Source organism: Rhizobium sp. 57MFTsu3.2 (assembly GCF_012932765.1).
GTDB lineage: Bacteria > Pseudomonadota > Alphaproteobacteria > Rhizobiales > Rhizobiaceae > Rhizobium > Rhizobium altiplani.
Genome location: NZ_JDWI01000061.1, coordinates 1 through 11,681 on the forward strand (window position 1 = coordinate 1; position 11,681 = coordinate 11,681).

Genomic DNA, 11,681 nt, shown 5'->3' on the forward strand with positions numbered 1-11,681 from the left:
ATCTTGGCAAGGAAGGTTGGCAGCATGCCCATGGTGGCCGGGTAGATGCTGCCGATCCTGATCTGGCGGATGCGACTGCCGCCGGCTGCCCGCGTCAGTTCCGTGGTCAGGTCGATGTCGCTTAAGATCCGCACACAGCGATCGTAGAAGGTTTCCCCTGCCCTGGTCAGTTCCACCCTTCTCGTCGAGCGGATGAACAGCGGACAGCCAAGCTCCCTTTCCAGCGACATCACATGATTGCTGAGCGCCGGCTGGGCAATGTGCATCCTGGCTGCAGCCCGGCCGAAGTGCAGTTCCTCGGCCACCGCTTTGAAGTAGGTGAGTTGGCGTAGTTCCATAAAGACTTTCCCGTCGCACCGGTATCTGAGCGTGCGTGATAGCCTCGCGCCGCCGTGCAGGACTAGGTATATTGTCGCGCAGAATCACTAGCCGAGCACGCATGCTGCAGCGAACAACTACATTTGGATCAATATCGCCAGACTACGCGAAATTCCCTTCAAGTCAATATAAAATGTTTAGGGTGATACAAAATGGCTATAAGTGGGGCGCAGTGCCGTGCCGCCCGAGGCCTAATCGGCTGGTCGCAGACGGATTTGTGTGAGGCTGCCCGCGTAGGTCGGGCCACACTTGCAAACTTTGAGGCTCAAAAATCAACGCCTTACGATCGGACGCTTCGGGACATCGAACAGGCACTGCAGGCCGCAGGTGTAACCTTCCTTGATGGAGACTACGCTGGGTCCGGCGGGGAGGGTGTGCGGCTTAGTCAGCCGCCGGATGCGTCGATCGATGTTTAGGGAGAAGGGGCGATAGGGCGCATAAGATGCGGTAGCCTAGCTTTTACGGGTGCCGCGTTTAGGTGTGAACGACAGCCAATTGTTCCCCATGAAATGGCTTTCTTCCACGGTGTATGCTTGAATTTGGCTCATTCTCATGGGAAACAGCCTCACGATCAAATGGCCACAGCCTCGTTTGGGGGGCGAGATTGCGAGAATTGTGCTCAATATGGAAGAAGTCCGTGAGCTCGTTATAACAGCTGGTAATAGCGACAATACTTCAGAATTGCCGATTGTTGTCGATCTCGATGACACGTTAGTCGTGACGGACACACTTTACGAGCAAATCGCGACGGGGTTATTCACGCGCCCTGTCGGAGTCTTGCGAGCGTTCGTCAGTCTCTCGAGAGGGCGAGCGGCGTTGAAAGCGCACCTAGCGCGCGAAATCGATCTAACGCACACGACGCTTCCTATCCGTGAGGATTTGGTTGAGTGGCTTCATCATCAGGTTGATTGCGGACGCGAAATTCATCTCTGCTCAGCCGCCGCTCAGCCAGTCGTCGACACTATTGCCGCACGGCTCGGCATTTTTGAGAGCGCAACCGGCTCGGCCGAGGCCAATTTAAAGGGCAAGGCAAAAGCTGCTTATTTGAAGCAGCGCTTCCCGGAAGGGTTTACTTACGCAGGCGACAGCGCGGCCGATCTCGCCGTGTGGAATGCGGCGAGCGGAATCGTGCTCGCTGGCGTTTCCCCGTCAGTCGCCAAAGCGGCACGAAATCTCGACAAACCCATTGAAGCCGAATTTAAGAACAAGCAACTGTCTTCTAAGGATCTACTGAAGGCCCTGCGTGTTCATCACTGGTCTAAGAACGTACTGATCTTCCTCCCTTTAATTTTTGCTCACGCTTGGGACGACTTGTCCCTGATTGGCCATACCTTTCTCGCCTTCATTTGCCTTCTGATGGTTACGTCAGCCACTTATCTCCTAAATGACTTGGCAGATCTTAGTGCGGACCGTCAGCATTGGTCGAAGCGCAACCGTGCGCTGGCCAGTGGTCGCATGCCAATTCCAATAGGCTTCGCGCTTGCCGGGACATTGCTTATCGTTGCATTTGCGTCGGCGGTAGTCCTCGCTCCAGCCTTCGCAGGCACACTCGCGAGCTATCTCGTGCTTACTGGATCGTATTCGCTTGGCCTAAAACGTGTGCCTCTGCTAGATACTCTAATTATCGGGGTACTCTTTACGATACGCATTATCATGGGAATTGTTCTCATCAGCCAGCCTAGCCCCGGGTGGCTTCTAACCTTTTCAGTCTTCTTTTTCTTCTCCTTGGCGGTCACCAAACGGCATACTGAAATTATTCGCGCCGGGGTAACAGGTGAGACCCATAGTCTCGCAAGTCGGGGCTATCGCGTGGAAGATGCACCGTTGACTCTGACATTGGGCATTGCCGCCGCTGTCGCCTCCCTTGTCGTTCTCGTGCTATTCATCATCGAGGAGATGTTGCCGGCGAGCGTCTATAGCCATCCGCAGTTGCTGGCGGGAATGCCGCTCGTCCTATCCATTTGGCTTGGGCGCATCTGGTTGCTCGCCCATCGCGGTCATATGAATGATGACCCGGTAAGCTTCGCATTGCGGGACCGGATTAGCCTGGCGCTCGGTGGCATCGTTTTTGCTCTCTTTCTGGCTGCCCTATGATCCAATTTTCGACGTCCGATGAGATCAGGTCATGGGGAGGCGTCATCAGGGCACCTCATAAGGTGGCTAGGCCTACGTGGCAGGACGACCTTCCCGAAGCTTTAGTGGCCGCAAGAAAAGACGACCTTCCGCTCCTAGCGACCGGGCTGCGTCGATCCTACGGCGACACTTGCCTCAATCCGGACGGTGCGCTGCTGGACATGACTTCCGTCGACAGAGCAATATTCTTCGACCCGGACAGACTGATCTTGCGGGCCGAAGCTGGCATTTCGTTCGATGCACTGTTGCAGGTGCTTGTAAAAAAGGGATTCTTTTTGCCAGTTACCCCTGGCACGCGTTTTGTCACTCTGGGCGGGGCGATCGCCAACGACGTTCACGGCAAGAACCATCACGCAGCGGGGACACTCGGGCGCTGGGTAAGGCGTATTGGTTTGTTGCGCTCGGACGGCAGTCAGCTCGAGCTGACTCCACAGGACAATACCGGACTGTTTTCGGCAACGATCGGCGGCCTGGGACTGACCGGCATCATCACTTGGGCTGAAATTGAGGTGATGCACATCGATAGTGCGATGATGGACATCGAGAATGTTCCTTTTGCCAATCTCGATGAGTTCTTTCATGTCTCGCGAGAGAGCGAGGACGTATTCGACTACACCGTCTCCTGGATCGACTGCCTCGCGAAGGGCAAAGATCTGGGGCGTGGCTTGTTCACCCGAGGAAACCATGCCCAAAAAGGCGCACGGCTACCATCCAGAGCCGACCCCAAACTGAACATGCCGATGAACTTCCCCGGTTTCGTTCTTAACAAGCTCTCGATCGGCGCCTTCAATCGCCTGTACCATTGGAATGGAAATCGTAAGGCCGGTCGCGGAACCGTTCCGATCCATCCATTCTTCTATCCTCTCGATGCGATCGGCCACTGGTACCGGATGTATGGCCGGCGCGGGATGTATCAGTATCAATCCGCCGTCCCCCCGGAGAACGAGAGGGATGCCACCAAGGCGATGCTCGAGACAATCTCATCTGCAGGTGAAGGATCGTTTCTCGCCGTCCTCAAGACGTTTGGCAGCAAGCCATCGCCCGGTATCTTGTCATTTCCGCGCCCGGGGACGACCTTGGCGCTCGATTTTCCAAACCGCGGAGCATCGACGCTGCAGTTGATGGGCCGGCTGGACGCGATCGTGCGCGAAGCCGGCGGCCGGCTCTACCCTGCCAAGGATGGCAGAATGACGGTGGATATGTTCCGCTCGGGCTATCCACAATGGCAGGACTTCGCCAAATACGTGGACCCCAATTTTCAATCCCATTTTTGGAAAAGGATCGCTCAATGAACGGGAGTGCAGCGCATTGCGAGTGATTGTCCTCGGCGCGACATCAGCGATTGCTGAGGCAACCGCGCGCCTCTACGCGGCAGAAGGCGCCGATCTGTTGCTTGTCGGACGGCATGCTGGCAAGCTGTCGTCGATCGCCTCCGACCTGAAGATCCGCGGCGCAAGTAGAGCGGAAACCGCGGTTCATGACCTGGCCTCGGTGCAGGGCGTGGATGCGACGCTTGGCGATTTCATCCGCCAATTGGGCGGTGTCGATCACGTCCTCATAGCCTACGGCATTCTCGGCGACCAGGCTGACGCCGAACGCGATCAATCGGTCGCCAATGACATTCTGCAGATCAACTTCAACTCGGCTGCCGCCTGGTGTCTCGCCGTGGCTGCCGAGCTGGAACGACAGGGGCGTGGCTCGCTCGTCGTCATTGGATCTGTGGCCGGGGACCGCGGCCGCCGCGCCAATTTCGTATATGGCGCGGCCAAAGCGGGCTTGGCCGCGCTCATCGAGGGTATCGCTCACCGGTTCGCAAATAAGGGTCCTCGTGCCGTCATCATCAAGCCTGGTCCAACGATCACGCCAATGACGGAAAACTTTGATCGCAAAGGCCTGCTTTGGGCAACGGCTCCTCAGGTCGCAGCCGTCGTTCGAGCCGCGGCCGATAGGGGTGGTCCGGTCGTCTATGCCCCATGGTTTTGGCGCTATATCATGCTGATCATTCGCAACTTGCCGAGCGCCATCTTCAACCGGATGGACATTTGATGCAGAAGATCATCATTACCGGGGCTGCGGGACTTGTAGGCCAAAACGTCATAGCCCGACTGAAAAGCGTGCCGGACCTCAAGATTGTCGGCATTGACAAGCATGCGAGCAACACGGCGCTGTTGCGCAAGCTTCATTCCGAGATCGAAGTCATCGAGGCGGATCTCGCCACCGACGGCGCTTGGATGGATGCTTTTGCTGACGCGGATGCCGTGCTGTTGAACCAGGCCCAGATCGGCGGCCTGGACGAACAGGAGTTTATCGACAACAACGTGGTGGCGACCGAGAAGATCGTGGCGGCAATGCGCAGGCACGCCACCCGTTACTTCGTCCACATCTCCTCGTCCGTGGTCAATTCCAAGGCGGACGACTTCTACACCCGCTCCAAGACCGCCCAGGAAAGGTTCATCGATACGGTCACCGATATTCCGCATGTCATTCTGCGCCCAACGCTGATGTTCGGCTGGTTCGACCGAAAGCATCTGGGGTGGCTACGTCGCTTCATGGACCGCGTGCCCATTTTCCCAATTCCTGGCAACGGCGAGTTCATCCGCCAGCCGCTGTATGTCGGCGATTTTGCCAACATCATTATCTCGTCGCTCGCCAACCGGCCGACGGGCACCTACGACATTTCCGGCCTGGAGCAGATCCATTACGGCGACCTGATTCGCCTGATCCACACGACCGTCGAGCCCAGGGCACGCATCGTCCACATCCCCTATCACGTGTTCTGGTGGCTACTGTTCGTCTACGGCAAGTTCAGCAGCAAGCCCCCTTTTACTACCAGCCAGCTGGAAGCGCTGGTCATTCCCGAAACCTTTGCTGTGATCGACTGGCCGGCGATTTTCGGCGTGCCTGCCACGCCGCTGAGCAATGCGATCGCTGAAACCTATCTCGATCCGCGTTACAGCAGCATCGTACTGGACTTTTAGGAGACGAAGATGAGCCGTATCGTGGTCATTGGCGCGGGCGCCATGGGTCTGGCAGCCGCGCACCGGGCCGTGCAGCTCGGGCATGAGGTTGATCTGATCGAGGCGGATTCGGTTGCCGGCGGCATGGCGGCGCATTTCGATTTCGGCGGCCTGTCCATCGAGCGCTTCTATCACTTCGTCTGCAAGTCGGATGAGCCAACTTTCGCACTGATGCGTGAACTCGGCATCGGCGACAAGATGCGCTGGCGCCCGACTTCCATGGGCTATTTCATGAAGGGGCGTGTCCACCCGTGGGGCGACCCGATCTCGCTGCTGCGCTTCCCGCATCTCAGCCTGATCGCCAAGATCCGGACTGGCCTTCAGATGTTCCTGACGACGAAGACCGGCAATTTCGCGTCGATCGAACGCAAGACGGCGAGGCAATGGCTCGAGGGCGGCTCCGGCAAGGAGGTCTACAACACGCTGTGGAAGCGGCTGATGGACCTGAAGTTCTATGAGCTTGCCGACGACATCTCCGCCTCGTGGATCGCCACCCGTGTGCGCCGCATCGGCAACTCGCGCCGCTCGATCTTCCAGGAAGAGCTGGGCTATATCGAAGGGGGCAGCCAGACGCTCGTCGATGCCCTGGTTTCAGCCTACACAGGCAAGGGCGGCCGACTATACTTGTCGACACCGGCCGAAAAAGTCGAGACCGCGAACGGAAGGGTAACCGGCGTGACAGCCGGAGGTCGATTCTTCCCTGCGGACGCCGTGATTTCGACCGTTCCGACGCCGATAATCTCGACGCTCGTCCCCGATCTACCGGCGGATTCGAGGGCGAAGTACGATGCGATCCGCAACATTGGTGTCGTCTGCCTACTGTTCAAGCTGAAGAAGTCGGTGAGCCGGAACTTCTGGGTGAACATCGTCGACGAGAATATCGAGATCCCCGGGCTGATCGAATTCTCCAACCTACGCCCGGTCGATGACACGATCGTCTATGTGCCCTACTACATGCCGGTGACGCAGCCGAAGTGGCAGTGGAGCGACCAGCAGTTCATCGACGAGGCCTTCGGCTACATCCGCAAGGTCAACCCAAACATTTCCCAAACAGATCTGGTCGAAGCAAAGGTCGGACGACTCAAATATGCGCAACCGGTGTGCGAGCCAAACTTCAAGGACAAGCTGCCACCAATCCAGACACCGATCGCCGGGCTGCAGATCGCCGATACGTGCTACTACTACCCGGAGGACCGGGGGATCGCGGAAAGCGTTCGCTACGGGCGCGGCATGGCGGAGGCTGTGTGACGGTGAACAAAAGTCTTTCCCGGTTGCTTTCGCAACCATTTGTTCGCTTCACCCTTTCCGGAGGTGTTGCCGCCGCAATCAACATCCTGTCTCGGATGGCGATGTCGCAAGTGACGACTTATTCCATTGCAATCGTTTGCGCCTACCTCGCCGGCATGACGACCGCCTTCGTTCTGATGAAGCTCTATGTCTTCGAAAACTCCAGTAGGCATATGGCTTCGGAGTATCTGCGCTTCGGAGCCGTCAACGTTATCGCGCTCGCTCAAGTCTGGGCGGTGAGTCTGATCTTAGTGCATAGCATATTTCCGTTCGTCGGCTTTAAGTTCCATGCGGAAACTACAGCTCATGTAATCGGTGTTTTGAGCCCTATAGCGACAAGCTATTTCCTGCATAAGTACTTCACATTTGGAGGCAGTCACGTTGCGTAAGAATACCAACATAATTTCAAGCGCAATTGCCTTTGTATCGACCTTTCTGATTCTTTTGGTAATATTTTATTTTCGTTTCAGACCACTTCACTTCTACCCCATTGGGGACAATCTCGATGAATCCTGGAAAGCCGCGCTAGCCTATGCCGGCGAAAAGAGACTAAGGTTTGGAACGGACATTGCCTTCACAGGCGGCCCGCTCTCGGGAATATACACCCGAATCTTTCAAGACGGAATTACGTTTCAGCTTGCAATATATTCGATATTGATACCGATCTATATCGGAACATCACTTGCATATCTTCTTCAAAAGAACGGCAGCTTATTAGCCGCCCGAATTCTTATCATCACGCTGACAGTCATTTGCCTCTTTGTGCAGGATGACGTCTTTCTTCTTTCGATACCTTTTTTGGCCGCCGTGGTCGGGATACCTAGCGCAACCGGCGCTAGCAGATGCATATCGGTTTTCGGAGCTGCGCTTGCCGGGGTTGTTTCCCTTGCCAAGTTCTCGGTATTTCCGTTGGCACTTCTTTGCCTAATTGCCGCTGACGTTAGCGATCTACAGCGAAAACGTCTGCCGCTCCATCTGGCAGTAATGGGACTCGGATTCTGCATCGCATTCATCGGTTCCGGCCAGGATAGGTCGCAGATAGTCCCGTTTATTCTTTCCAGCCTACAGGTTTCGAGTGGGTATTCCAGCGCAATGAGCATCCCGGGACCGCTCGTGGAGGTCGCTGCATATATTGCTGCAAGCCTCTTATTCATGGCATTGATACTTTATGTAGTATATAAGAACGAATTAATTGACACCATTGCAAGAAGAATTCTTATAAGCTTGGTATTTCTTGCCTTCGTGTTCATAGGCTTCAAAGCCGGGTTTGTTCGACACGATTTGCATTCCACAATTGCATGGAATGTACTGACATTTGCTTTACTGACGTTCGTCGCAACGACACGCGGAAAGAATATTTTCTTCGCCGCAGTATTGATGGCGGCAGCGAGTATTATTCCTCCCTATATTCTTCTTCCAAGTGCGACAACGAAGTTGCTGAATGACAATATCCTGGTGCTGGCTCGAAATGCGGGGGCAGAAACTTCACTACTGAAGGTCTTCGTCGTCGCACCCGAACGTTGGCTCACAGACCTCCAGAGCGCTCAGACACGCACCAAAGCTCTTCTCGCCAGCAATTCGGGGCTACAGAAATATCAGGGCACAATAGACGTAATCCCATCGAACCAATCGCTGGCCATTGCCGCAGGCGCTAACTATCATCCGCGGCCGACGATACAGGAGTACACAACCTACAACTCGCCGCTAATCTCCCGAAACCGAGATTTTTACCAAAGTGAAAAGGCGCCCGATTATATCGTTTTTGCGCCGGGTTCCATTGACGATCGCCATCCGGCGTCCACGGAGGGCTCGTTGTGGCCTCTATTTTTCACGCGATATGAGCCCGTCGATGAGCGGCCGCAAGGGCTAATTCTCGCCAAACGGACGAATCCTATCGACAAGCTCGAGTCAGAGACCGTTTCGGTCGAGGCGGGTATCGGCCAGGAGGTAACAGTACCGCAGAGCGATGGGCCCCTTATGATGGCGGTGCATATACGGCCGCGGCTGCTCGGCAAAATTGTGAATATTATGTACCGGCCGCCAGGGACGCAGCTTACGGTTACGTATGATGACGGTGCAACGACTTCTTACCGGCTGATCCCCGAGATGGCGGAAGCTGGCTTCCTGCTCTCTCCGTTGGTAAACACGACGTCCGATTATGTTCTTGTGTCAGCCGGTCGAACGGATTTTCCGGCGCTTCGCCACGCTCGCTCTATCAAAATCACGATGGGGTTGGGAGGTCAGCTGGCCTATGACGACAAAATCCGTATCGACTTTACGCAGCTAAATGCCGAGAAGCTAATTGCCGGCAATAAAAATGCCCTCGTAGACCGGACGATCAGAAAGGCAGATGGCTTAACGGCCTTGCTTCGTGAAAATGCGTTGAAGGAGCCGACATTCGTGACTGTTCCAGAAGGTGTATTGGCTCATGCCCCGATGTCCTTGCACGTAGGGGCAGCAGGAGCATCTAGGATTTCCTTAGCATTTGGGCTGCGCTCGGGGGCTTGGCAGAACGGTGGCGGCAGCGATGGTGCATGCTTCCTTGTCAAGGCCAGCGACCAAATTATGATGAATCGATGCCTGAACCCAAAGGACATCGAAGCGGATCGACGAGAACAGAGTGTCACTCTCGATATTCCAAAAGGATCGAGCATTCTGACGCTGGAAACGGCATGTGGGGCCAACTGCTCTTGGGATTGGACCTATTGGGCACGGGCGAGCTTGGATTGAGTGGGCTTCGTTCGATCTCCGCCGGCGCCTCGCCATCCCATTGAGCGATAAGCCTTCAACAGAAATGAGGATTGGGAATGACTTCTCGACGACGCCCGATGGAGTTGCCTGCCGTTATATTTTCTTTGGTTGTGTTCATCTCGACAGCGTGGATGACAACTATCGCCTATGGGCCCATGCCTTTCTGGGACGCTTGGGAGGTCGTTCGTATTGAGGACAGCTGGGGTAAACTGTGGTCGCTTCACAACGAACACATGATCATGTTCCCGCGTATATTTTACGGCTTAGATACTTTGCTGGCCAGCGGAACCGGAGTGTTCAGCGTGGCTGTAATTTGGCTCTTTCAGATCACGTCCTGCATTCTTTTGATCGATCTGGCAAAAGCACCGCGGATGCCAGCGATCGCCCTTAGCGTCTCCCTTATGTTCTGGGCCAGACATCTTGAGAACTTGAGTTGGTCATTTCAGGTGGGGTTCGTCGGTGTCTCCCTCATCGCAATATCGACCATGTGGCTCATAAACTTTGGCACTTACACAGCACTCGTCATGGCGCTCATTGTCGGAGGAACGGCCCCCTACTGGTCACTGAATGGGCTTTTGGTGCCGATGATAGCCGCCGTCTTGTGTCTTGTGGACAAGAAGATCTTCTTCTCTTGCCTGTTCGGCCTCGCGACTGCCGTCGGCGTCATGGCCTATATTTCTCTCGGTTTCAAGACAGGCAACGGAGGCAGTGAGTTTCACCTTCTTAAGGCGCCGCTCGTTTATGCGAACATTCTTATTCAGCCGTTCATCGAGATATTTGCGATATCAATATCGCCGCTCGACACGAGGGTTATGCTCCTTTCATTAATTGGAGCGATTGCGGTTCACGGATGTGCGCTCTACGCGCTGGTCACCTCGATCAGAAATCGCGACCGACCATCCTTGACGCTGCTTGCCATCGCCACCTTCGGACTCGGATCGTGCCTTATGGTTGCACTCGGCCGAAACGAGGGATACGGTGGACCAGCATATCGCTACGCACTATTTTCGGTCGTTGCCCTTCTACCGATAGCATTGATTACGTTTCGGAAATCGTCCGAGACGTGCAAACCCAGCATCTTTGCCGTCATCGTGTCAGGCGTGCTCGCGCTGAACGCCGTTGTCTGGTACCCTTTTGCTGTGCATCGCGGAAATATTGAGGTAGAGGCAATTCGTGCGATTAAAAAAAATCCAAATAATCCAGAAAGCTACCGCTTACTCTATCCCGCCCCAGAAGCGCTAAACGATCGTATCAAGGCGATGCAAGCTCGCCAATTGGGCATGTTTCGCGGTGCTGAGCCAGATCTAGGGCGGTAGAGTGCTGAAGGTTATGCAAATTTCCTAAGGAAGGCGGCCATGGCAGACTCACATGGACGCGCCGGTCAAGTGGATAGCTTATCATATCGATGTCCTTTCAAATTATGGGATCCAGGTTGAGCCCGACTGCATGACTCGTCGACCGTGAAGTATCCGGAAGCGATTGATATTTGGCGCCTAATGGGCGCCACCTTGTAATCTTTATCGCAAGATTTTGGATGTTTTCGATCTGTTTTCTTGCGATTTCAGATTTAGGTTTTCTCAGCCATCGAAGCGTGATTCACTGTAAGACCGTATGTCCTTCTTCGGGAGTGAGGTGGCTCGCCCTGCACTGCTCTTCCTGCGAATACGGCACAAAGGGCCTGACCGAGAACGGCGTGGACGAGCTCCAAAATCTCCTCGCCGACATACGGGCATGGGATGGTGGAATCCGCCAGTTTCTCGTCAATGAACAATGCGATCCGGATGTGGTCGAACGCGTTATGGCAGACGAGATGAAAAGCGAAAATGCGTTCGCCGGACGTGTGTGGACGCTCCCTCGAATGCAAGCAAAATCTTCACTCAGTCTTGAACATTGGTCGGGTGCTGACGTGTGTCCGGCCTCTCGTTGCGACCGTAGTACGTCGCGGGCCCATATGGGAGTTCGCAGATCAGGTCCAACACGCTCACGCGCACTCGAGGTGCCGTCCGGCAGAACTGGTTTTCCTAATCCCGTCTCTTGACCGTTTGTCCATATCCTTCGTTCGACCTGCCTACACTCGCAATGGCGGATTAGAAATCCTCTCCGCCAGAGCTGATC

General features: G+C 55.2%; 10 protein-coding genes. 9 read left to right on the plus strand and 1 reads right to left on the minus strand.

Features of this window, described 5'->3' with window-relative positions; genetic code table 11:
* Positions 1–338: LysR family transcriptional regulator (locus AF71_RS30735; protein WP_169684472.1), on the minus strand; the 338-nt coding region annotated here is incomplete at its 3' end.
* Positions 339–530: 192 nt separating this feature from the next.
* Between AF71_RS30735 and AF71_RS30740 the strand changes: the two genes are divergently transcribed.
* The 9 genes from AF71_RS30740 (at position 531) to AF71_RS30780 (ending at position 10,882) form a co-directional block, all read left to right on the plus strand.
* A complete protein-coding gene (locus AF71_RS30740) occupies positions 531–794 on the plus strand; it encodes a helix-turn-helix transcriptional regulator (RefSeq protein ID WP_169684474.1) in 264 nt (87 codons plus the stop codon).
* Positions 795–930: 136 nt separating this feature from the next.
* Entirely contained in the window at positions 931–2,472 is a 1,542-nt protein-coding gene (locus AF71_RS30745) for a UbiA family prenyltransferase (protein ID WP_169684476.1), read from the plus strand.
* Positions 2,469–3,803, plus strand: coding sequence for an FAD-binding oxidoreductase (locus AF71_RS30750; RefSeq protein ID WP_169684478.1), 1,335 nt, complete (start codon positions 2,469–2,471; stop codon positions 3,801–3,803). The genes AF71_RS30745 and AF71_RS30750 overlap by 4 nt, the downstream gene beginning before the upstream one ends.
* A 22-nt stretch (positions 3,804–3,825) precedes the next feature.
* Positions 3,826–4,557 carry an SDR family NAD(P)-dependent oxidoreductase gene (locus AF71_RS30755; protein WP_348644166.1) on the plus strand — a complete coding sequence of 244 codons (732 nt, stop codon included), beginning with the start codon at positions 3,826–3,828 and terminating at the stop codon, positions 4,555–4,557.
* Positions 4,557–5,489 carry an NAD-dependent epimerase/dehydratase family protein gene (locus tag AF71_RS30760; protein ID WP_169684481.1) on the plus strand — a complete coding sequence of 311 codons (933 nt, stop codon included), beginning with the start codon at positions 4,557–4,559 and terminating at the stop codon, positions 5,487–5,489. The genes AF71_RS30755 and AF71_RS30760 overlap by 1 nt, the downstream gene beginning before the upstream one ends.
* Positions 5,490–5,498: 9 nt before the next feature.
* Positions 5,499–6,776, plus strand: a complete 1,278-nt coding sequence (locus AF71_RS30765) for an NAD(P)/FAD-dependent oxidoreductase (RefSeq protein WP_169684483.1) — start codon at positions 5,499–5,501, stop codon at positions 6,774–6,776.
* A complete protein-coding gene (locus AF71_RS30770; protein ID WP_348644165.1) occupies positions 6,773–7,204 on the plus strand; it encodes a GtrA family protein in 432 nt (143 codons plus the stop codon). Before AF71_RS30765 ends, AF71_RS30770 begins: the two co-directional genes overlap by 4 nt.
* Complete coding sequence (locus AF71_RS30775; RefSeq protein ID WP_169684485.1) at positions 7,197–9,545, plus strand: hypothetical protein; 2,349 nt, start codon at positions 7,197–7,199, stop codon at positions 9,543–9,545. The genes AF71_RS30770 and AF71_RS30775 overlap by 8 nt, the downstream gene beginning before the upstream one ends.
* Before the next feature lie 98 nt (positions 9,546–9,643).
* Positions 9,644–10,882 carry a hypothetical protein gene (locus AF71_RS30780; RefSeq protein ID WP_169684486.1) on the plus strand — a complete coding sequence of 413 codons (1,239 nt, stop codon included), beginning with the start codon at positions 9,644–9,646 and terminating at the stop codon, positions 10,880–10,882.
* Positions 10,883–11,681 lie beyond the last annotated feature (799 nt).

What these genes read in the sequence shown, in the direction of transcription:
- AF71_RS30740 (WP_169684474.1), top strand. Translation starts at nt 531, where the DNA reads ATGGCTATAAGTGGGGCGCAGTGCCGTGCCGCCCGAGGCCTAATCGGC.
- AF71_RS30745 (WP_169684476.1), top strand. Translation starts at nt 931, where the DNA reads ATGGGAAACAGCCTCACGATCAAATGGCCACAGCCTCGTTTGGGGGGC.
- AF71_RS30750 (WP_169684478.1), top strand. Translation starts at nt 2,469, where the DNA reads ATGATCCAATTTTCGACGTCCGATGAGATCAGGTCATGGGGAGGCGTC.
- AF71_RS30760 (WP_169684481.1), top strand. Translation starts at nt 4,557, where the DNA reads ATGCAGAAGATCATCATTACCGGGGCTGCGGGACTTGTAGGCCAAAAC.
- AF71_RS30765 (WP_169684483.1), top strand. Translation starts at nt 5,499, where the DNA reads ATGAGCCGTATCGTGGTCATTGGCGCGGGCGCCATGGGTCTGGCAGCC.
- AF71_RS30780 (WP_169684486.1), top strand. Translation starts at nt 9,644, where the DNA reads ATGGAGTTGCCTGCCGTTATATTTTCTTTGGTTGTGTTCATCTCGACA.